The following is a 21,800-nucleotide window of genomic DNA, read 5'->3' on the forward strand; positions in this document are numbered from 1 at the left end:
TGGTAGGCTAAACACATCAAAACAAGAGCATACTTATATGAAACATATTTTTTTGAGCGCCTTATTTTTTTGCAGTTGCTTATCTAATGCAAGTAGCTCTGCAATTTTTGACAAACTTAATAATGCAAACGAGCCATCACCACAAAGTATTTTAAAAAACATAGAAACCGAATACCTAAATACAGCCGTTATTGTAGAGTTTGAGCTAGAGTTCGAAAAAGGACAAACCACCTACGAGGTAACACTTTTTGAACAAAAACATAATCGCTTTATTGAATTGCTAGTTGATGTAAAAGGTAAACTAATTGAGCTTGAATATGCCCCGCCAGAACTTGATGAAGACGACGAAGTTGCAGCTGCTAAATTAATGCGTAAAAAAAATTACCGCATGTATCAACTTGTCCAATCGTTAGATTCAACACAAACACAATACTTAATAGAAGCTCAACTTGAGCAAGATATGGGCGTAACTTATATGGTTGCCACATTTGTATCGCTAAAAGGGCGTCATAAAAAAGCCATTGATCTCGCAACAGGTAAAAACCTACCACTACTGCGTTGGGGCAATTAATGAAATTACTTTTGGTTGAAGACGACAAACAAAACCGCGAGTTTTTATACAAAGCCTTTAGCGAGCTAGGCTACACCGTAGATACCGCACAAGACGGTCAACAAGCATTATTAATTGCCACATGCGAAGAGCACGACGCGATTATACTAGACCGAATGCTGCCAAAGTTAGATGGTTTGCAAGTACTTGCTGCGCTTAGAGCAACAGGTAAAACAACACCTGTACTAATACTCTCGGCGCTTGATAAAGTAGACGACCGAGTTGCAGGGCTAAAAGCCGGTGGAGACGACTACCTTATAAAACCCTTTGCCTTTTCAGAATTAGCTATTCGTGTAGAAAACATAATTAAGCGCCCTTTTCATAACCAACCACCACAAACCGCATTAAGTTTAGCAAACGTAAACCTCGATTTTCGTCATCACAAAGCAAATGTAGCTGGGCAAACTCTTAACTTACAACCTAAAGAATTTAAACTTTTACATTTTTTACTCGATCATAAAAATAAACTCGTTACGCGCACTTTGTTGTTTGAGTCGGTATGGGAATATAATTTTGACCCTGGCACAAATGTAATAGATGTACACATAGCAAGGTTACGTAAAAAGCTAACATTGCTTGGTGCAAAAGTACAAATAGAAACAATACGAGGCGTTGGCTACCGATTACAAGTAGAGCAAAATAATGATTGTTAACTCCAACCTTTGGCAACAATTTAACCCGCGTTTTAGTTCTGTATGGCGACTTACACTCGCGTTTGCCACCATTACATCGGTTGTTTTAGTGCTATGCGTTGTGCTTATATATCAGCTGTTATTGGGCGAGCAAACACGCCAAGTAGAAAGGCGCTTAAACGCCGAGCAAGTTCGTATTGAAGGGCTTGCTAATGAATTTGATAAAGCGTCTTTTTTTCAGCAACTAGCAGTATTTCGTAACGAGGGCGAAATTTTAATATTTTGGCAAAGCGATGACGAGCAATTTCAGCAATTAAGCTTTTTACCTAACGATATTCCAAAGTTGCCAAACACCCTTGAGTTTCCTGTGCTCGACACCCAACGTGGGCAAATTAGGCTACTTACCACCGGTATTGTAAACACCAAACATGGCAATATTGTTATTGCCACAGCCACCGAGCATTTAAGCCGCTTAATTACTGAATTTAAAACCATTGCAGCCTGGGCTTGTTTAGTCAGCTTGTTACTTACCTGTTTGTTTGGCTATATTTTTGCGCGCAGGCATTTAAGGCGTGTAAATTATTTTAATGATGTAGTAGAACAAGTTCAAAAAGGCGATTTATCGGCGCGTGTAGTTCACAAACAACAAGGTGATGAGTTTGTAAAACTAGCCAAACATATTAATACCATGCTCGACACCATCGAAGAAAACTTTGCCTTAGTGCAAGGCATTACCGATAACATAGCGCACGATTTAAAAACCCCACTTACTCGATTGCGCTTACAACTAGAGCGCCAAGCAGTGCAACAACCAGAGCTTGGGCTTGAAATAGAACAGCTTGATACCGTATTACATACCTTTGATGCCATGCTTAAATTGACTCGCCTTGAGTACGGGCAATTTCCGTTAAAGTTAGAACCTATAAACTGCCAAACACTTATTAATGACTTAATAGACATATTAGAGCCCAGTGCACAGCAAAATCAGCAGCATATAAACGTAATTAATCAGGGGGAGTTAGTACTTCAAGGCGATAAAAACTTACTTTTTCAGGCTTTATTTAACCTAGTCGAGAATGCTATTAAATACGCAGGTAATGGAGCAACTATACACATTACGCTTACCAGCAATCATATAAATATTAGCGATAATGGCAAAGGCGTAGAGCCCACACAATTATCACAACTCACTAAGCGTTTTTATAGGGGCGACCCCGCAAGGCAAAAAGAAGGGTTTGGATTAGGTTTAGCCACCGTAAAAGCAATATGCGAGCGCCACCAACTTGTGCTTACTTTAACAAGCGACGAACGCGGCTTTACCAGCACTATAAGTGTATGTAGCTAGTGAGGAAAACTAGTAAGGAGAACTAGCACTGTTAATTAGTATGAATAACTAGTACGGATAACTAGCACAGGTAATGAACTTAAATAACTCTCCAGTTAAACATAAAAAAAGCGGCTATTAGCCGCTTTAAATATCACAAGACCGATCGGCTTAATGCACAACCATTTTTTGTTTAACACCAGGCATTAACGCTTTACCGTCGCCATCTACCTTGTTTAATAGTTTTAGCCCCATTACCTTTGCAAGTACAGGGTAAATATCAAGATTGCTTACCTCTTTAATATTCATACCTTGCTTAAACGCAGGACCAACAGCAATAAATGATGCTGCCATATCATCGGTATAAGCATAACCATGTGTGCCTAAACCATGTGCCTTACCTGAGTTTGTAAACACTGCTGGCGCTGTCGTTTGCACAACAATATCGCCCACTCGAGTACCTTTATTATAATGATACGCTGCTAATTGCTCGTCAGTTAAAACGGTATAACGCCCGTTTGCTGCTTTTTGTAAACGAGCTTTATAGCCGGCTATATCCGCATTTATTGCATCGGGTTGAGTGTATATAAGTAAACGTGGACCGGTGTTTTTAACTAAAAAGTTTTCATCTTGAGGAAGTGTTGTTACATCAATGCTTTTTTCAGGGTCTACACTCGCCATACCGTGATCAGACACAATAACAAGGTTTACGTCTTGCTCTAATTTGCTTAAACGTGTTTGTAATTGCCCCATTAATTCATCAAGTTGTTTAACTGCATCGCGTGTTTGAGGCGCGTCTGGTCCATACTTATGACCCATGCTATCAACAAGTGAAAAATAGCTTGCCACAAATCGTGGACGCTGTGCTTTAGGTAAACTTAACCACTGAACAATTTGATCTACTCTGTCTTGATAATCGCTGTATTTAGAATAGTGGTAGTAATAATCTGGGGTCATACCATTAAATAACGCATCCGACTCAGGCCAAAAATAAGTAGCCGACTTAAGCCCCTGCATTTTTGCTAAATTCCACAGCGGAATACCTTTTACCCACGTGCTATCGCCAAACGCTTTACCCATGCTGTAGCAATCATTATTACGTGCTTTATCACAAAAATTATTATCGACAATGCCATGATTTACCGGCAGTAAGCCCGTAATAATAGAAATATGATTAGGAAACGTTTTAGTTGGATAAACAGGTATTAGCTTTCCTACACGTACACCGCGCTCACCCATTGCTTTTAAATTGGGTGCTCCGTGTTTTTCAATGTAATCCCAACGCAAACCATCAATTGATATAAGCACCACTGTTTGCTCTTTTGCAGCAAACGCATTGTTCATCCCTAATAATAGGCAAATTGATACTGCCTTTAAAATCCACTGTTTCATTATAAACACCTTAAAATGCACAACAATTACTCAAAAAATTATTTTAAAGCAAGTTGTTACTTTATGATACAAACTGATAGATTGGGGCGTATTTATTTACTCAACTATTTTCTCAACGTTGAAGTAACGCATAAATTAAATCGTCCCCAGATTAAAAACCTTTAACTTTAAAAGAACAACACGCCATAAGTATTTAGCAACATCATCTTCTCTCTCATAATCACTGCGCTTTTAGCTCAATAGAAAGAGTTTGTTCACCCGCATCAATTTGATGCCAACGGCGATACGTTTTATAACCCGCAGCTGATATTTGAATATCATAGCGGCTCGCTCTAAGTACCATACCCGAACGATATTTAGGCCCAATGTTCATAATGCGTATGTTCGCATTTGGCACATTTGTGGTAATTGTTAACTTGGTTTTTTGTTCAACCATATATTGCCTATTTTGCTGCTGTTCAGCATCAAGTGAGGCATCGCTATGGCGTAAAATATCAACGTTAGCTAACGCATTGCTCAATGGGGAAAAATGCTGATAAATTTTTAACTTATCTTCAAATGCGAGCCCTAAAGGGTGCAGCACTGGTTGAGCATGTAAAGTCCAACGAATTGCGTAACTAAATACAGGGTTGCTCGACTCCTCTACTTTAGTTAAAAAGTAATTAACTGGGCTCTGCTCATCTTTTGTAAAAGTATTGCTTATAAATATCACCGGTAAAATTAAAATCAATAACGGCATTATCAGCTTTTGTAACATCGTAATAGGGTGTTTTTTATCTGTGTTTTTAGGTGGAGCAATAAGGCGCCACAATTTAAGTGGTAGCTTGCTAAAGGTTAAACAGATTAAAAATAACGACAACGACATAGAAATAGGCGGAATAATAACCGAGCGCAGCGCTTGCTTACCATATTGAGCGTACTCACCACCATCTACAAACTTGCCCTTTGAACTGTTAAGCATTGCTAAATATTTATCGGTACGCTTTTCGATATTAGGATCGAGTACATTTTCTTTAAAGCTTTTTTTATTCCAATCAGCGCGTATGTTTTTTACATATAAGTCACCCATACGGTCTGAAATTTTGGCTTGTATTTGTGGGTTTAACTGAAACGCTACCCACGACAAATTTGGTGATAAGCTTAAATTGTGCTTTGCCATCTCACTATTCCATTGTCGGTTAGCCTCTGCTTTTACTTTATTGGCAACTGCTTGGGCAAACTCAGGTCGGTCGTTAATTTTCCAATTATTATTAAGTTTTAATCCCTTTGCTAAAAAGTGTGCTCGTAGCTTTTTAGCTGTTGTGTCATGGCCTCGAAAAGCGAATGAGCTATTAATATTAAACTCGTAACCCGTTTCGTTAACAAACATCTGTGTAAATTTAGGGTGCTTTAAAAATAGCATCTGGTAATGATCGGGATCGTCAGTGTACTTATAACGTTTGTCTTTTATGCCACCATCGCCACCGCTTGCAAGGCTAACGGCCTGTAATGCAGTATAAAAACCACCGGTAAGCACTCCCATTAAAATACTGCTAGTTGCGTTTTCTGCCGCCGAAATATCTTCTACAATTAACCAATAATCGGGGGGAATATAGCCAATTCCTGCTTTTAAAATATCACTGCGATAATTTGCGCCAGCTCTGTCGTAACACTTACTAAGGCGATCTTTTTGGCTGCTTTTTTTATATCGGTCTGAACACTTAGCTATTTTTTCATGGTAATTATAAATTTTAGGACCATATTTTTGTGCCCTTGCAGACGCTTTAGCAATATGTGCTTTTTGTGCTTGCTGGTACTTTTCCCAACCTTCATTTACTTGCTGCTCAATTTGTTGCCAATAGCCTTGTTCGCGCTGATCAATTCCGGCTAACGTTTGGTTATATTTTTTACTCCCATTGGCATACATTTTATATTGACCAACTAACTCATTATAAAGTTGGCTGTACTGAGTGTAATGTTGGTCAAAATCTTGGTAAGCCTTTTTTTGAACAAAAGAAGCTATAATTTTGCGTTTGTCTTGTTCAAGGTTGTCAGATAAAGCCGCGTCGCTGTATAACAACCCACCAAACAGTGCTAAAAAGGTTAGGTTTTCTGAGCTATGTAACTCATCAGCTTTGTAATCAAGTCCATTAATTTTAATTGAATTAATAGCTAAAGCGTCTCTTAGTGCCGCACTATAAACTGCAAACTGGCGTTGCTCTGGTGAAGAAGGCTCAATTAATGTTTTTTCTATTACATACTTTTGACCATAAAACACCACCGGCCATACTAAGCATATTAAAGCTATTAGTGAAATAATGCCTCGTCCTACTTTAGCCACCATCGCCTTTGGTAAAAAGTCAGCCAATAGCAATGCAACTCCAACTCCCGATACAGCGCGCCCGTATATTTCTAGGTGCTCTAAATCCTCTGCTGAGGGAGAACCCTGCCCGACTAAAGACACTAACTGAGCATTAAAAATAGCCTCTGGTAATAAATACAAGGTAGCTAATAGCAGCATTAAAAAATGCCACCATGATGGTTTAGTGGTTACTTTCATTATGAGTCGTCTTATTGTTATTTTTTACGAAGTTCAAGTTCAACTACAGGGTCAGTCTCAAGACTAAACTCTTCATCAGCCTCTCGTTTACCTATTTCAAGGTTTGGCGCATTTGAAATGTGTAACGCTTTTTTTGTATGCGAAACCGGTGTAAGCGACTTTAAATGCCCACCTGTGGCAGGGTACAACTGATTTTGTTGATAAGTAGATAACTCATCTAAACGCGTTAAATCTAAATCATCGGGCATACTTGCTATACGCTTAGCAAAAGCGTTATTACCTTGGTATGGCTTAACCGCTGGCAAGCCAAACACAGAACAAAAGCCATACACCGTGTCATCTATTATTACAGAATTAGGGCGTAGCATGCTTGATTGCGCTAATAAGCTGCGTTCGTGGTAGTCGTGCCCATTAATAGAATAAGTGGCAATATTAATGCCACGCGCTTTGGCTCTGGGCAATAATTGGGCTGCACTTTGTTTATAATGGCGAATATCTAACACGTAGCCAAAATTGCGTTTTAACTTTTTAGTTAACGTATCTAGCTTTAGCGGTCTATCAAAACGTGTTTCGCGATGACGACGATTACCATACGACTGTATACTTTCTAGTTGCTCTTTATTGCGCTCATAAATAGGATCGCTCCCTGCCCCGCGCTTTAAATCGGCAGCCAACTTATTCATAGACACCTTTGAAGGGGATTGAATAAACATCATGTACACATCGGGATTTATTTCACGTAGGCGCGTTAAATTACGCATTTCTAAGCTGCTAAAAAAATAATTGTTTGCCCCAACATATTTATACGCCAAGTAGTCGAGCATTTTTAAATCATCGACAGATGCCCGCGATTTAATTTCAATATTTAGCTTTTGATGCGATTTACGATAACGCGAAAACGTACTCGCCAACGCTTTAAAAGACGGTGGCATATCTGCGGTTAACAACCCCGTGTTTTGATCGCGATGACGTAAAGCCCCCCATTCTTTAGTGTAACGAATCGACTCTATTTTACGCCGTTTGTTATCAACAGTACCGGTTTCTCGCCCTGTGTGAGCATCATGATGCACAACCCACACATCGTCACGGGTAATACGTACGTCAATTTCTATCACATCAAAATTATTATCGAGAGAATCAATAACCGCTTTGAGTGAGTTTTCAGGGTAACGAATAGCCCCCCGATGACTTTGTAAATTAAACTCACTGCATTGGCGCGCATTTAAATAGTTAATATTGCCTAATTGAGTTTGATAAAAGCCACGAGCAGCCAGTGCATCAGCTCGCGCACTAAGTTCTTGCTGCGCTGCAACAGATAGATTATTGTTTAAATTATTTTCAGGTGTGCTATTACACGCTGATAATGAGCAGGTTAAAATACAGACTGATAATATATAAAAATGGGATAGTGGACGCATCATGCTTATTAAGCCAAACGGCTTTAACTCCCTGAAAAAGAAATGATTTCAATAGTCCCTTAAGGCTATATGAATATGCGGTTAATATAAAGTAAAAACAACAATAAAACGAACAAGTTTAATTTACACACTTTAGATTAAATTAAGCATTTAAGCGGGTTTAAAAGGACAAAGATGACCATAGATTTTAGTAAAAAAATAACGCCAGCGCGTATGTACCGCACCACAGCAAACTTACAAATGGCGCTAGAAAGCGATCGTGGTCGAATAATAAATAGCGCAGCTATTCGTCGTTTACAGCAAAAAACACAAGTGTTTCCGCTTGAGCGCAACGCAGCTGTACGATCTCGCCTTACCCATTCGCTTGAAGTTCAACAAGTTGGTCGTTTTATAGTGCAACGTATTTTTGCTAATTTAAGCTACGAGCAACAAAAAGATTACGGCTTAACCGAGCTAGAGCGCCCGCTAGAAAGCCTAGTAGAAATGGCCTGCTTAATGCACGACATAGGCAACCCGCCATTTGGGCACTTTGGCGAAGCGGCTATTAACCACTGGTTTAACAACAACCTAGCAAGCGTAACACCCGATCGCTGTAAAGAGCCAAACACCGGTATAGGTGTTGTTTTTAAACACCTTGCACTCGATATTTGTAACTTTGAGGGCAACGCTCAAGGCATACGTATAATTCATTCTTTGCAAACGCTTAATTTAACCTACAGCCAAAGCGCCGGTATTTTAAAATACACTCGCCCTGCTGGGCTTGATACAAAAGACATACCGCAAAATAAAAACTACTTAATGAAAAAAGTGGGTTACTACTACAGCGAAAAAAACTTTGTTGAGGCATTGCAAAAAGAGCTCACTATTGAGCCTTACTGCCGCCACCCAGCAAGTTATATAATGGAAGCCGCCGACGATATTTCGTATTGCCTAGCCGACATAGAAGACGCTGTAGAAAAAGACATAATAAGCACTGAGTTGTTGTGCGAAAAACTTAAACTCAGTTACAAAAAAGTATTAATAAACCTGTTAATTGACGACACTCAACATCAAAATTTTGTAGATAAAGCCGTAGACTACGCACTAGAGCGCGCACAAGCACAACCGTATAATTTTAATAGTGAATTTTTTATATATTTGCGCGTTGCATTACTACATCCGCTAGTAAATCACGCCGCAAAACGCTTTATCGAAAATATAGAACCTATTTACCACGGCGATTTTAACCAAGCGCTTTTAGAAGATAGAAGCCATCTACATGCAGTAACTAAAACACTAAAGCAGGTAGCGCTTGAGCATGTATTTTCAAACAAAGAAGTCGAAAAATTAGAGCTACAAGGGTATCGTATAATTAACGGTTTGCTCGACTGTTATAAACCACTACTGCTACTAAACAAAGATGACTTTAAGCGTGCACTCAATGGCGACTCACGTTTATTAATAGAGTCGCGCCTAGTTAAAAAGCTCTCTAAAAAACATTTAAATAGCTACCAACACGCAATAGATGCCATGCAAGAAGAGCCCGATCATTTTGCGGCATACGAGTTTTACTACCGCTGTAGATTAATTCAAGATTATATAAGCGGCATGACCGACCAATTTGCCTACGATGAATATCGCAGCTTAATGGTAATTGACTAACTAACATAAGTTAACTTGCCCTAGATAATTTTTAACTTTGCGCTTAAAATCAAACTATTGATGTTTAAGTGCTATTAACTTTTATGATAACTTTATTAACACGCCTTACCCTTTGTTTTGCTTTATTAAGCAGCTTTAACAGCGCTGCTTATAATTCAGCTATGTGCATACTTATAAAACAAGAAATGCAGCAATATAGTAATAACAAAACAAGCGCTAAATACCGCAGTGCAGCGCGCGATTACAGTAAAAACTGTAATAAGCCTGTAGAAGTAAAAACTCAACCTAAACCAGAAATCGTTGAACCTAAACCTATAATAATAACGCAGCCACAACCACAAATTGTAGAGCCTGCACCTATTCCAGAAATAGACTCAACTTTAACAACAGAAATAACACAAGTAACAAATCAACCAACTGATGCGGCTATAAACCTAACCGATGATCAAAAACAACAAGTGATCGAGCAGTTAAACGCAGCTAACACACAAACAAGCACAGAAAATACCGAACTAAATACCCCACCTGTAAAGTCAGACGATGTTCTATCAGAACAAGTAAATAAACCGGTAAAAACACAAAGTACGCCAATTGAAAATATAGCTCCAGCGCCTAAACCGGCGGTAAAGCCAGCCCCTGTTTACACACCGGTGCCGGCACCAATCGCCGAAAGTCCGAGCTCATTACTTTTACCCACTTTAATACTGGTTATAGTGGTACTTATTGGCGCTATGGTAATAGTACGTTTACGTCGCGCCAAGAAAAATAAAGACACCTCGCCGCCTGCAACAACAGTGCCTATTAAGCCAACAACTGCAGCGCCAGATGCAAATTCATCGGCAACATCAAACGCCAAAGTATCGGTGGTTAATCTACAAAAAGATAAAGCACCTATAAAACCTGAACCAATAAAGCCAGAGCCAATAAAATCGGATCCAGTAATACAAAGTGCGCCTTTAAATACACATACTGATAAACCAGAAACAGAGCAAGCACCTGCAGAGCCTGTTATAACGCCAGTCACGCAAACAGTACACGTAACTGATGAGCCAACAGATGCTAAAAAAACACTCTTAAATAACGATGTTACTCAAAATGTTGAAGTAGAAAACGTTGAAGCAAAAGCAGAACACGTTGTTACAACTGCTGTGGCAAAAAATCAAATTGACGAAATAGAGCCTGAGTCTCAAATAGCGACTACAGAGCAAAAAAGTATTGAAGAACAAACAAATGCTTTAGATAAAACAAGTGACGCAACGTTTACCAAAACAAAGCAAAAACCAGAACCAAATACAGCCGAATTTGAAGCGGCAGCTAAAACCACTTTACAGCGCATAAAAAGCGCCAGTGATTTTAACGAGCCAGAAGTGCGTAAATTCGACCCTGAAGCATTACCTGTTAAAAAGCAACGTAAACAACACATAGCCCCAGTTGTAGAACCAGTTATTAGTGCTCCAGAGCCAGTAACGCCTGATGAACCAATAGTAGATTTACACTCGCCAGATGATGCACCAGCACCACAAGCAACTTCATTTAATAGTGAACATGACTTTAAAGAGCCTGAAGTACGTGTATTTGATCCAGAAGCACCATTACCTGGAGAAAAAGTAAAACCTACGCCAGCAGCTGAGCCAACTAAAACTGAGCAAATAGAAACAAAAATAGAAGAAACACCAGAGCCAGCTAAAGTAGGCAACAGCAACCCATTTGCCAACTTATCGTTAGACTCAAGTTGGGATCCTGAATCAACTGAAAAGCCAGTAATAGAAGAGAAAAAACGCGCCCCAAAATCTCAAGCATTAATTGAGGCAGAAGAACGCGCTAAAAATATGCAAACTAAAGAATAAGTTTAAAATTCGGTAATTGCCTTATTTAATAAGGCGATTACCCACTTTATTCGCCTCACTCTGTATTAATAGCTTTGTTTGGTACTTACACATAAAACATAAGCGTAAACACCCACCCCGTAGGTGCGATTTTACATCGCGCTCATGTAACATGGCTTTAATTGCATTAAAAGCGAGGTATAAAACCTCACCTACCAAACATAAACACCGCACTCAACAAAATCGTAGGTGCGATTTTACATCGCGCTCATGTATTGTGGCTTCACTGCTTTAAAAGTAAAAGCGAGGTATAAAACCTCACCTACAATAAATACCAACCCCAGCAGAAAACACCCACCCCGTAGGTGCGAATTTATTTCGCGCTCATGTAACGTGGCTCAATGCTTTAAAGTAAAAGCGAGGTATAAAACCTCACCTACCAAAGCGTAAACACCGCACTCAACAAAACCGTGGGTGCGATTTTACATCGCGCTCATGTAACGTGGCTTCAATGCTTTAAAGTAAAAGCGAGGTATAAAACCTCACCTACAAAAACGTAAACACTGCACCCAACAAAACCGTAGGTGCGAATTTATTTCGCGCTTATGTAACGTGGCTTCAATGCTTTAAAGTGAAAGCGAGGTATAAAACCTCACCTACAACAGCATAAACACCGCATTCAACAAAACCGTAGGTGCGATTTTACATCGCGCTTATGTAACATGACTTTAATGCTATAAAAGTAAAAGCGAGGTATAAAACCTCACCTACAAAAACGTAAACACTGCACCCAACAAAACCGTAGGTGCGAATTTATTTCGCGCTTATGTAACGTGGCTTTAATACTTTAAAAGCAAAGCGAGGTATAAAACCTCACCTACAATAAATACCAACCCCAGCAGAAAACACCGCACTTAACAAAACCGTAGGTGCGAATTTACTTCGCGCTCATGTAACGTGGCTTTAATGCTTTAAAGTAAAAGCGAGGTATAAAACCTCACCTACAATAAATGCCAACCCCAGCAGAAAACACCGACCCCGTAGGTGCGAATTTATTTCGCGCTTTGGCTTTTAACTTTAAGTGATTAGTTATAACTCTCAGCCAACGTTAACAACCAAGGCTGACCTAAACACCTGTAGACGCGCTGCTTGCTGGCATTTAAAAGCGTAGCTTTTACTTAATATTGCGCTGGCGATAGGAACCAGAACTCTCAATTTCACTTATCTTTAAACAAATAATTAATATAAATCTAAACGCGATAAAAGCTCGTTCATATCCAAGCATCGCTTTTAAAAGCATTACCTAAAAAGATTAAGCACTTGGTGTTTGCCAAGTATAGAACTCTGTTTGATAACTCATCGATAAGTAAGGGTTAGTTTAAAATTGAGGCTTGGGTATTACTAAATGATTTGAGTATAATAAGTCAATATAATTAAAAATGTAGCAGGGTTAAAGGTAACTTTAAATGGCACCAGGAAGAAACGATCCTTGTTTTTGCGGCAGCAGTAAAAAATATAAACACTGCTGTATGGATAATATATCAAAACAGCATGCCTCAATATTTGACGATATAGCCCAAACTGTAGCAATGAGCCCAGAGCTAAGCCTTGATGAACTAAACCTTGTGGTACAGCATAAAAATACAGAGCGTAATAATAAAGCTAATGCAGACTTTGCTGGGCTTTCGCCAGCCCAAATGCACAATTGGATATACGCCCCCTTTAGCGAACTGGAAGGCGTTATAATTAATACTCCAGATGATTTATCAACGTCCCCTGTAATGTGTTATTTAGCGTTGATTATTGACGAAGCCATGCAACAAGGTGGTTCATTTAAAACAACAAGCAAAGGCAATTTACCAGCTAAATTAGTAAAACAAGCTACAGAGTTACTTCCTAAATTTGCAGTTGCCGAATACTCTACCCCTGTTAGTATTAGTGAGTTTGCTGGTAGTAATGAAGATAAGTTTAATGCGCTACATTACACACGTACTTTAGCGATTGCAGCAGGCATTATTTACAATAAAAGTGGGCGTTTACATATAAAAAAGACAGCGCAAAAGCAGTATCAAACTCATGGTCTTAAAGCCTTTTATTTACCTATGTTTGAAGCTGCAACCACAAAATATAATTGGGCTTACTTCGACAGTTTTCCCGATGATTTGGATTTACGTGATTTTTGGCTATTCATGCTTTGGCGAATACAAAGCCACAGTTCGATTGAAAGGTTAATTGAAGAAGTAACTACCGCATTTCCAGATCTACTATTGCAACTTACGCCTAGTGAATATCATGATTCAAAAACTCTACTGGGCTTATTAATAGAATCTCGATTTATAAATCGCTGCTTACAGTTTTGGGGATTCATTAGCGTTGATCCAACGCGATTCAGCAATGGTAAACCAATACCAATAAAAGCAGAGATACAGCCTTTATTAACGCAAACCTTTCAGTTCACAATTTAGTGGTTAAAGGCATATTTGGTACCCTCCGAATATGGCTCGTTGATAACACAACTAAAATACCCTGTTTAAAGTAACCTCATTTATACATATAACTGGCTAGTGGCTGTTACTGTTACTGTTACTGTTACTGTTAACTAAGGCATTTTAGTAATTAAAACTTAAAGAGCAAAATTACGCCATGTGAGTTATAAAGCTCCACCTATATAAATTTATACACCAAAAACGTAGGCACAAATTTATATAGCGCTCATGCAACAGCACTTTTTATCACCAAGGGCACAGAGTTGCGGCTCGCTACATCGAGAACAATAATTCACTTTTCTGCGATAAAAAATATATTTTAAAGCGAGGTATAAAACCTCACCTACATCAATACAAACACCGCATTCAACAAAACCGTAGGTGCGATTTTACATCGCGCTTTTGGTTTGTAATTTAAAACACCTATATCGGGTTAGCAATGGTAACCAAGATAGAAATTTTTCACTCAAAATGCATGTATTTACTTTTTCAAACTTAAATAAATGCATCCATATTTGGTAATTGTATTATTTGCTCACTCAGCTTATTTGCAGCTTCATTAATTATTTTTATGCATAAATCAATGTGTGCTAATTCAGCAGTAGATAAGTTATTTTTAACGGCAGAAACTTTAGCCGCATCTATTGCAGCTAATACAGAGTCAACGGTTTGACTCATAAGTAGTTGCATCCGTGGTAGTGAAATAGCAAATTCATCAGCAAAATCAGCTAACATATAAGCCGTAATCTCATTAGTAAAATTGCCTGCACTTTGTGAATTATGCTCACCCACTGACATAGCATAACACCTTGAAATTTGGGGCTGTAAATAATCCTCATCACAGTCAATGCCTCCCTGCTCAATAATCGCTTCTATATTTACCAAGTCATAAAACGGCGTAAGCTCTAAACCATTTTTACCAACAAAAAAACTGATATTTTTGCCATGTGCATCGTAATTACGTACTAAAATATTAAATGTCATCCAGCGAATAAGCTGAGCCTCATACGCCTGTACATTCGTTGTTTCAATATTAAAGAGTTTAGCAAAAGAAACGCCGTCTCGAATATAAATACCCTCCCCTTCATCACCATGCTGACGCTCATATTTATAAGAAGGAGGTAAATTAGTGGCTTGGCAACCATCAATAATATGACGACGTAATACATGGTTTTGATCTTGCGTAACGCGCCTATCAAAGCGATCTATTACAAATACCCTTACATCTGCATAGGTGCGTAATTCTACATCGGGAACATTGAGCCCTGACTCTTTTGCTAAAAGCATCGTAAATAGTTCATTTACTGCAATGAAAGGAGCTGTACCTGTTTCAAATTTAAAAATTTTATTGGAACATAGCTCCCCTTCACCAAACCCTAATTTACTATCGATTTCGAGTAGGTTTAGCTTGTCTTGAACGCCAGCAACAGAGAGCCGAGTCCGACCATCCCAAAGGGTGATTGACTCGCCGACTTGTTTAAACCGTTTAAGTTTTTGGCTTAGTTCGTCATGAGTTACTTCCCGAAAAGATGTTTGTTTTGAAGCCCTGCGACTTACTCTAAACGACAAAGCGCCTGATGTTTCCTCGCCAATTACTTTAATTAAACCAAACGTATTATTTTTAGAGATAGTAGTACTACTTATAATCTCATCAAGGCCCTTGCCTTCTGGCAATAAATTTTGTAAATAATTACGCACAGCACGCGAGTTAAAATGACCATTGAGCGGTAAGTGTGGTGAAATAGCAAACCCCTTATTAATCCACTCGGGCTCATAGCTAAATGAAATTTCATTTTCAGAGCCTACATTGAGAGTTATCTCACCTATCTTTTGTGTATTACCAATAAACACATCTAAGCTGTTAATCTTAGTACCACTGCTCATCGCTCACCTCTGCGCTGTTATTGTGGTGTGACGCGTCATCACTAACAAGGCTAAACGACAATCCCAAGTACTCCATCACTTTAAGCACATTAAAAAACTGCACATTAACATCACCTTTTTCTATTTTTATCAGCGTGGGCTTTGAAATATTAAGTGCTTGCGATACATCAACCAGCGTAAGCTTCATGCCTGTCCGCTTTGAAGTAATCGCTTTAGCGAGTCGCACCGACGAAAATGGCTTTGATAGATCAGGCATTTCAGTGCGTTTAACAACTCTTCCAAGTGTTTTTTTTGCTGGTAATTCGCTCATTAAAGGTCAACCATAGTTTACTTATACGATTTATTTTAAGTTAGCCTAACCAAAAGTCAAATATAACTTACTTTTAAGCTTAAATGTATTTTCATCACCCATAAGTTAACCACAACTTACTTATAGGCAATAAAATCAAACCTAAACATCATAAGTAAAATATAACTTACTTATGATAAATTAATGAAATTTCGAGATCGATAGCCCACCTAAGCATCCGTAGATACAATTTTACATCGCGCTTGTCCAAACCCGTACCAACGCACAGATTAAAAAAACCTGCGAGGTATAAAACCTCACCTACAAAAAAATAAACAACAACAAACACCACACCCAACAAACCCGTAGGTGCGATTTTACATCGCGCTCATCTAACACCCACCACCAAAGCACAGCTTAAACACAATACAAAGCGAGGTATAAAACCTCACCTACAAAAAAATAAACAACATCAAACACCCCACTCAACAAACCCGTAGGTGCGATTTTACATCGCGCTTTGGCTTTTAACTTTAAGTGATTAGTTATAACTCCCAGCCAACGTTAACAACCAAGGCTGACCTAAACACCCGTAGACGCGCTGCTTGCTGGCGTTTAAAAGCGTAGCTTTTACTTAATATTGCGCTGGTAATGGCAACCAAAGCACGCTCTAATAACTAAACCACCCAACTAAATGATTTACTTAAAATAGACCAAATATAAATTTATAATTTCTCAAGCCCCACTAACTTGTTTATTTCGACAGGGCAAGCAAGTGCTGTTTCATAAAAAGAAAAAACGCTTTTTACATACGGTTGTAAATAATGTTCATCAAGCGCAGCTTGCGAAGAAAACTGTTCGACTAAAAACAAACATTGCTGCTCAGTATTGGTATATAACTCAAATCGAATACAATCAGGCTCAGCTAAAGTCGGTACTAAAAGATGCTGTAAATGCGCTTTACATTCTGCGAACAAATGCGCTTTGGGGGTTATTTTTGCCACTATATTAATCATAAAGCCTCTCTATTTTTAAAAAAATTAACGACTAAAACTCTAATTGGCGAAGCCACTAAAAACGCCACAACAAAAGCGATAGGCCACGCATTAACAAATGCATTGAACCAAGTATGATAAAACGTTACCGTAAAACCTAAGTTAACGTACGTTACCCACGCCGAAAGTAAAAACGACATACAAAACGAAAACAACACTGTAAATGTAAAATGAACTTTCATTCGATTCCTAATAGTTAATGCTAATGAGGGCGTAACTATATTTTTATAGTGGCAATATAAATAGTGACCAATATGCAAACTAAGTTTGAGAAAATAAGATGCTAAACGACATATATCTTTTTATAGAACTAGCCCGCCGTAAAAGCATGAGCCAAACAGCAAAAGACCTTAACTTAAATTTATCTACACTATCGAGGCGCATACAAACTCTAGAAGAAAAACTTGGCACACCATTATTACAACGTAGCGCTCGGGGAATAGTGCTTAGCGCAGCAGGGCAACACATTTACGATTCACTCGCAGAAAATGTATTATCACTTTCATCGCAAGTAAATCAGGTAATTAATAAGCAAAATACAGTAGAAGAGTTTTACCTACTCTGCCCACAAAATATTATTTCTGGGCCGCTTATACCCGCAATAACAGCGTTTCAAACAACTCAAAAGCACCTAAATTTACATATTTACCCAAGTAACATGAACAGCCAACTAAGCCAGCAACGCTTTAACTTAGCTATAAGAGTGGGAGAGCAGCACGACTCAAGCTTTTATCAAAAACGTTTAGGCACAATTGCCACCGCTTTAGTTGTTAAAAAACAAAGTGAATCTAAAAACAGATTAATTTTACCCTACACCAACAAACAACTATCGCCGGCACTTATTAGCGATTTAAAAAACTGTTTTGAAAATATAACCTACTGCTACGACATAACCATTGCACGCCAACTCGTTCAATCGGGTGTGGGAACGGGTTTATTACCAATGAGCGAAATAGCAAGCCTAACCAGTAAACATCAGTTTGAGTATGTAGATTTAAATATAACGCTACCCTCTCGCCCTATTTATGCGTTGTGGTCGCATTCACGCACACCAAGCAGCTCTACAAATACCTTAATTGAGTTAATTCAAGATTGCATAGCCACGCAACCCAGTTTGCAGGGGCAAATTATTACGCTTAGTAACTAACCTAAACTCTGGATAATAAATCAATCTTGAGTAGTGTTTTTATTCAATATTTAAATGTGTTTTAGGTTAAATATTTTAAAATTGAGCTTTAAATTGTAGATGTATTTATATTTATTTTTAAAGTATACAAAGGCATAAGCGAGGTATAAAACCTCACCTACATCAACGCAAACAACGCACTCAACAAAACCGTAGGTGCGATTTTACATCGCGCTTTGCTCTCGGTTTTTTATGAAACGCCATGGATGGATAAAACCTCACCTACATCAATGCAAACACCGCACTCAACAAAACCGTAGGTGCGATTTTACATCGCGCTTTGGTTTTTAACTTTAGGTATGTAGTCACAACACCCAGCCAACGCTAACAACTAAAACTGACCTAAACACCTGTAGACGCGCTGCTTGCTGGCGTTTAAAAGCGTAGCTTTTACTTAATATCACGTCGGCAATGACGACAAAAAAACAGATACCGCCGACCCCCTTCGAATTTGTCGGGAACAAAATTCCGCCATGCGAGGTAATTACTCATTAATTATGTGTTTGCAGGTGAAATTGAAGGGAGAAGTTATCTTACAACAGCTTCATACAAAGTTTGTTGTTCTTAGTTGAGTTATGTATATTTAATCAGTCATATCTTTTTCAATTACTGACATTTTTCTTTTATGCAAAAATTCTCTCGATACTATGACATTTTTATCTCTAGGTAATATCAATAACTCTTTGTTAGTTATTAAATAAATACTATTATCGTTCATAGCAACAATGTAACCTTTAAATGTTTTTTTATCTTTTTTAATTTCATAGCAGCCTGACTGCCCCCAACCGTCATTACATATATCATTCTCTAAAAAATTATTTAGTCGTAGCTCAGCGCGTTCCTTTCCCTTATCGTGGATAAACATAATCGCCATAAGAAAAACTAATACTCCAGCGAGAAATATAACTGACATATAATAGGAAGTAGCAGCAAAGAAAAATATCCTTTTTGCCTTTGATTTTCCGATCTCACCAATCAGCACTATTCTCCTTAGTAACTTATTTCTTTTAATTTTTATCATAGGAAGCTTAGAAAATATCGTTTTGATAGGTTTAAAAAATATTAAATTACCCACCCTTAAATATTTACATAGACTTGGCCAATCACCTTTATAAAGACGTTTTTGACGCTTTCTTAATAAATAATTACTATAAAAAACACCTAAAAAAGACGCTAAAGAAAATATTATTAGAAAAAACCAAACAACATTTGAAACTGGCACTAAAAATGAAGAAAACATCTCCCCCCATAAACCTTGAGCTTCAAAGCTACTTCGTAAAATTAAATCGTAATTAATTCCGAAAGTCGATAAGTAACCGATTTGATATACCCAAAATAGTATCTTGAATGGTACTACCAAAAGTAAACCAAGCAATACAGCATTGCTTAATATAAACTTAGTTATCGGCAACAAGATCCCAGTATTTCTTTTGAAATCATTCAGTATCTCAACTGCTACATTCGATAAACTCACACTTTAATCCTTTAAATTGATTTACTAATAACTTAAATAATATCTACGTTTCCAAAAAAATACACGTTTTAATTATCTGTTCATAGGTGAAGTCGAAAGGAGAAATTTCTTAGCATCATCCTTTAATTGCACTCTCGACTAATAATTGTAGCTGTACCGTATTTAAGTAAACTAACTACTCGCAAATAGGGAGTGGGTTTAATGCAGCAGATTGGTATTTACGAGCAGTTAATTACTCCCAATTTTTACTGCTCAATTTATAAGTTAATCTCTATCGGCTCAGGAAAAAGCAACTCTAGGTTTCTTTTATCTATTTTAAAAAGCGGTCCTTTTTCTGTAACTCGACCGGTTTCGCCAGAACGCTTTATTAGATGATCCATTGTAATGACACCTGAACATATCAACGGTATTAGTTGGCTTAAAACAGGTGCTTTAGTGTGTACTACTTTTTCTAATTGAAAAAATTCCTCGCCACTTTCTTTAAAACTCTTAGCTTGAACCCAAAATGTTTCAGAGTGCTTTTCAACTAAACGTCTTTTCAATAGCTTCGCTGACCAAACAGCAACTAATTCCTCATTACGATACCATTCTTCAAGCTGGTCTTTTTGTTTGTTAAATATGAAATGTAGTCCTTGAGAATTTTGACGTTGAGTACTGACCGTACAATACAATTTAAAGTCCTCTTCTCTTTCATAGCCATATTTTTCCAAAATTTTTGCACTAGAGCCTTTAGCAAAATCTATTTCTTTGCACCCACAAGGGCTTAAATTCCAATCAGGAACTTGGGCAAATAAAGTTGTCCGATTTTTACCGCCTCTACCCGACTTAATTTCAATACCATGGTAATCCGGATCTTTTGATGAATTTGCCTCAATACCAAGTAAAGTCTCTAATGTAAAACCAATTGCAGTATCACCACTTCGCAGTGCTTTAAAAGGTTTTATAGCTAATTCTTTTATCTTAGTAAGTAACTCTGCAGAATAAGAAAACTCTTTATTTATATAGCTTTTTATTAATTTATATATATGGCTATAGGGATTCTGTAATTCATTTTCTAAATCAACTTGGCTAAGGTTAATGAGGTGCGGGGAACCTTGGTAAATAATAATAGCAATTTGCTCACCAGCGTCGGCAAATTTGGGTAATTGCCGGTACCACATTCTTGGATCACCCAGCTTAGTTTTAGGGCGGTAAAAACTTCCAACAACTTCTTTTATTTCGTTCTTATTAACTAAATAACTAACTTCTTTCCTTATAACACCTTGTTCTTGTTGGAAGTAGTAATGAAATCTCTCTAACTCAAAATGATCTCTAACAGACTGAGTTGCATCCAGAATAGATTTATTTAAACCTGTTTTTGTAGGCTCAAAAAGAGAGAATTCTACGCCTAACTTAGTCAAAGCAACTGTATTACTTCTCAGTAATAACTTTTGTTCTAACTGTAAATCACCAACCCGTTCTTGATCATAAACCTCATAATCCTTATCTGACATTTCAACTTCATTGTATTCAACAAAATTGGTTGAAATACTGGGAATAGGAATACCTTCTATAGCTTGCTTTTTTAACTCTTTTGAAATATCAGGCCAACTAGAATAACCATACTTACGAGCAATAATTTCTAGTGCTCGTGCTTGGTTTAAACTATTATTATTTTTCTTTAAAAGCTTTGCTTCTTGCTTGAGTCTTTTTTCATTTATCATTTTCGATGGACCAAAGATTTTGGAATTCACCGCAGCTAGAATAAATTTAGGTTAATTGGGTGATGCTTAATGCTTTTCCTACAATCAGGATGGCGCTTCCCGCGCCGAAGATATGTGTAGTTAGAGTTATAAATTGATTTCAGTCCGAACACTGTAAACCTAGCTGCGAATTCACAACTTTATCTACAGAGAGGACACAAAGGGTCTTTACAGAAAGGAGGGCTACTCTCATAAGCCTTTAATTAAATTATACTTTTCTTGTTCCTAAGTCAATACATAAAATAGTTGATTCTTACCTGGACTTTTGACAGTGATTCCCGTAAAATTCGATGGTTTTCATT

Annotated in this window: 16 protein-coding genes; 7 read left to right on the forward strand and 9 right to left on the reverse strand. The window is 37.9% G+C overall.

What is annotated here, in order from left to right:
* Positions 1-37: 37 nt before the first annotated feature.
* From I6F65_RS06690 to I6F65_RS06700, 3 genes are read left to right on the forward strand one after another with little or no spacing between them, the layout of a single operon-like run.
* Positions 38-571 carry a hypothetical protein gene (locus tag I6F65_RS06690; protein ID WP_197112098.1) on the forward strand — a complete coding sequence of 178 codons (534 nt, stop codon included), beginning with the start codon at positions 38-40 and terminating at the stop codon, positions 569-571.
* A complete protein-coding gene (locus I6F65_RS06695; protein WP_197112100.1) occupies positions 571-1,263 on the forward strand; it encodes a response regulator transcription factor in 693 nt (230 codons plus the stop codon). Before I6F65_RS06690 ends, I6F65_RS06695 begins: the two co-directional genes overlap by 1 nt.
* The gene (locus I6F65_RS06700; protein WP_197112102.1) at positions 1,253-2,587 is read left to right on the forward strand and encodes an ATP-binding protein; all 1,335 of its coding nucleotides are present in this window, start codon (positions 1,253-1,255) and stop codon (positions 2,585-2,587) included. Before I6F65_RS06695 ends, I6F65_RS06700 begins: the two co-directional genes overlap by 11 nt.
* Before the next feature lie 150 nt (positions 2,588-2,737).
* Here the strand turns inward: I6F65_RS06700 and I6F65_RS06705 are convergent, their stop codons facing one another.
* The 3 genes from I6F65_RS06705 to I6F65_RS06715 all read right to left on the reverse strand — a co-directional run bounded on the left by I6F65_RS06705 (position 2,738) and on the right by I6F65_RS06715 (position 7,918).
* Positions 2,738-3,958 carry an alkaline phosphatase family protein gene (locus I6F65_RS06705; protein ID WP_197112104.1) on the reverse strand — a complete coding sequence of 407 codons (1,221 nt, stop codon included), beginning with the start codon at positions 3,956-3,958 and terminating at the stop codon, positions 2,738-2,740.
* 220 nt (positions 3,959-4,178) lie between these two features.
* Positions 4,179-6,497, reverse strand: coding sequence for a carboxypeptidase-like regulatory domain-containing protein (locus I6F65_RS06710; protein ID WP_197112106.1), 2,319 nt, complete (start codon positions 6,495-6,497; stop codon positions 4,179-4,181).
* Positions 6,498-6,514: 17 nt separating this feature from the next.
* Positions 6,515-7,918, reverse strand: coding sequence for a glycerophosphodiester phosphodiesterase family protein (locus tag I6F65_RS06715; RefSeq protein ID WP_197112108.1), 1,404 nt, complete (start codon positions 7,916-7,918; stop codon positions 6,515-6,517).
* 171 nt (positions 7,919-8,089) lie between these two features.
* On the opposite strand from I6F65_RS06715, the gene dgt reads away from it, so the two are divergent.
* From dgt to I6F65_RS06730, 3 genes are all read left to right on the forward strand, one after another.
* Positions 8,090-9,556: a dGTPase gene (gene dgt, locus I6F65_RS06720; protein ID WP_166114639.1), complete on the forward strand. Its 1,467-nt coding sequence runs from the start codon at positions 8,090-8,092 to the stop codon at positions 9,554-9,556.
* 83 nt (positions 9,557-9,639) lie between these two features.
* The gene (locus I6F65_RS06725) at positions 9,640-11,403 is read left to right on the forward strand and encodes a cell surface protein (protein WP_197112110.1); all 1,764 of its coding nucleotides are present in this window, start codon (positions 9,640-9,642) and stop codon (positions 11,401-11,403) included.
* Positions 11,404-12,848: 1,445 nt separating this feature from the next.
* Positions 12,849-13,847 (forward strand): SEC-C domain-containing protein, encoded by a 999-nt coding sequence (locus tag I6F65_RS06730; RefSeq protein WP_197112112.1) that lies wholly within the window; start codon positions 12,849-12,851, stop codon positions 13,845-13,847.
* A gap of 516 nt (positions 13,848-14,363) precedes the next feature.
* Here the strand turns inward: I6F65_RS06730 and I6F65_RS06735 are convergent.
* The 4 genes from I6F65_RS06735 to I6F65_RS06750 all read right to left on the reverse strand — a co-directional run bounded on the left by I6F65_RS06735 (position 14,364) and on the right by I6F65_RS06750 (position 17,278).
* Positions 14,364-15,752: a HipA domain-containing protein gene (locus I6F65_RS06735; protein ID WP_197112114.1), complete on the reverse strand. Its 1,389-nt coding sequence runs from the start codon at positions 15,750-15,752 to the stop codon at positions 14,364-14,366.
* Positions 15,736-16,062: a helix-turn-helix domain-containing protein gene (locus I6F65_RS06740; protein ID WP_029880494.1), complete on the reverse strand. Its 327-nt coding sequence runs from the start codon at positions 16,060-16,062 to the stop codon at positions 15,736-15,738. Before I6F65_RS06740 ends, I6F65_RS06735 begins: the two co-directional genes overlap by 17 nt.
* A 704-nt stretch (positions 16,063-16,766) precedes the next feature.
* Positions 16,767-17,057 (reverse strand): putative quinol monooxygenase, encoded by a 291-nt coding sequence (locus tag I6F65_RS06745; protein WP_197112116.1) that lies wholly within the window; start codon positions 17,055-17,057, stop codon positions 16,767-16,769.
* Positions 17,054-17,278, reverse strand: coding sequence for a DUF2798 domain-containing protein (locus tag I6F65_RS06750; RefSeq protein WP_197112118.1), 225 nt, complete (start codon positions 17,276-17,278; stop codon positions 17,054-17,056). The genes I6F65_RS06745 and I6F65_RS06750 overlap by 4 nt, the downstream gene beginning before the upstream one ends.
* A 98-nt stretch (positions 17,279-17,376) precedes the next feature.
* Here I6F65_RS06750 and I6F65_RS06755 point away from each other — a divergent pair, with 98 nt between their 5' ends.
* Positions 17,377-18,243 carry a LysR family transcriptional regulator gene (locus I6F65_RS06755; protein WP_197112120.1) on the forward strand — a complete coding sequence of 289 codons (867 nt, stop codon included), beginning with the start codon at positions 17,377-17,379 and terminating at the stop codon, positions 18,241-18,243.
* 622 nt (positions 18,244-18,865) lie between these two features.
* Here I6F65_RS06755 and I6F65_RS06760 read toward each other — a convergent pair.
* Positions 18,866-19,756: a hypothetical protein gene (locus I6F65_RS06760; protein WP_197112122.1), complete on the reverse strand. Its 891-nt coding sequence runs from the start codon at positions 19,754-19,756 to the stop codon at positions 18,866-18,868.
* Between the two features lie 257 nt (positions 19,757-20,013).
* Positions 20,014-21,459: an MvaI/BcnI family restriction endonuclease gene (locus I6F65_RS06765; RefSeq protein ID WP_197112124.1), complete on the reverse strand. Its 1,446-nt coding sequence runs from the start codon at positions 21,457-21,459 to the stop codon at positions 20,014-20,016.
* Positions 21,460-21,800 lie beyond the last annotated feature (341 nt).

Origin of the sequence: Pseudoalteromonas sp. SWXJZ94C (genome assembly GCF_015864385.1) — a bacterium.
Classification (GTDB): Bacteria; Pseudomonadota; Gammaproteobacteria; order Enterobacterales; family Alteromonadaceae; genus Pseudoalteromonas.

What these genes read in the sequence shown, in the direction of transcription:
- I6F65_RS06690 (WP_197112098.1), top strand. Translation starts at nt 38, where the DNA reads ATGAAACATATTTTTTTGAGCGCCTTATTTTTTTGCAGTTGCTTATCT.
- I6F65_RS06695 (WP_197112100.1), top strand. Translation starts at nt 571, where the DNA reads ATGAAATTACTTTTGGTTGAAGACGACAAACAAAACCGCGAGTTTTTA.
- I6F65_RS06700 (WP_197112102.1), top strand. Translation starts at nt 1,253, where the DNA reads ATGATTGTTAACTCCAACCTTTGGCAACAATTTAACCCGCGTTTTAGT.
- I6F65_RS06705 (WP_197112104.1), bottom strand. Translation starts at nt 3,958, where the DNA reads ATGAAACAGTGGATTTTAAAGGCAGTATCAATTTGCCTATTATTAGGG.
- I6F65_RS06710 (WP_197112106.1), bottom strand. Translation starts at nt 6,497, where the DNA reads ATGAAAGTAACCACTAAACCATCATGGTGGCATTTTTTAATGCTGCTA.
- I6F65_RS06715 (WP_197112108.1), bottom strand. Translation starts at nt 7,918, where the DNA reads ATGATGCGTCCACTATCCCATTTTTATATATTATCAGTCTGTATTTTA.
- dgt (WP_166114639.1), top strand. Translation starts at nt 8,090, where the DNA reads ATGACCATAGATTTTAGTAAAAAAATAACGCCAGCGCGTATGTACCGC.
- I6F65_RS06725 (WP_197112110.1), top strand. Translation starts at nt 9,640, where the DNA reads ATGATAACTTTATTAACACGCCTTACCCTTTGTTTTGCTTTATTAAGC.
- I6F65_RS06730 (WP_197112112.1), top strand. Translation starts at nt 12,849, where the DNA reads ATGGCACCAGGAAGAAACGATCCTTGTTTTTGCGGCAGCAGTAAAAAA.
- I6F65_RS06735 (WP_197112114.1), bottom strand. Translation starts at nt 15,752, where the DNA reads ATGAGCAGTGGTACTAAGATTAACAGCTTAGATGTGTTTATTGGTAAT.
- I6F65_RS06740 (WP_029880494.1), bottom strand. Translation starts at nt 16,062, where the DNA reads ATGAGCGAATTACCAGCAAAAAAAACACTTGGAAGAGTTGTTAAACGC.
- I6F65_RS06745 (WP_197112116.1), bottom strand. Translation starts at nt 17,057, where the DNA reads ATGATTAATATAGTGGCAAAAATAACCCCCAAAGCGCATTTGTTCGCA.
- I6F65_RS06750 (WP_197112118.1), bottom strand. Translation starts at nt 17,278, where the DNA reads ATGAAAGTTCATTTTACATTTACAGTGTTGTTTTCGTTTTGTATGTCG.
- I6F65_RS06755 (WP_197112120.1), top strand. Translation starts at nt 17,377, where the DNA reads ATGCTAAACGACATATATCTTTTTATAGAACTAGCCCGCCGTAAAAGC.
- I6F65_RS06765 (WP_197112124.1), bottom strand. Translation starts at nt 21,459, where the DNA reads ATGATAAATGAAAAAAGACTCAAGCAAGAAGCAAAGCTTTTAAAGAAA.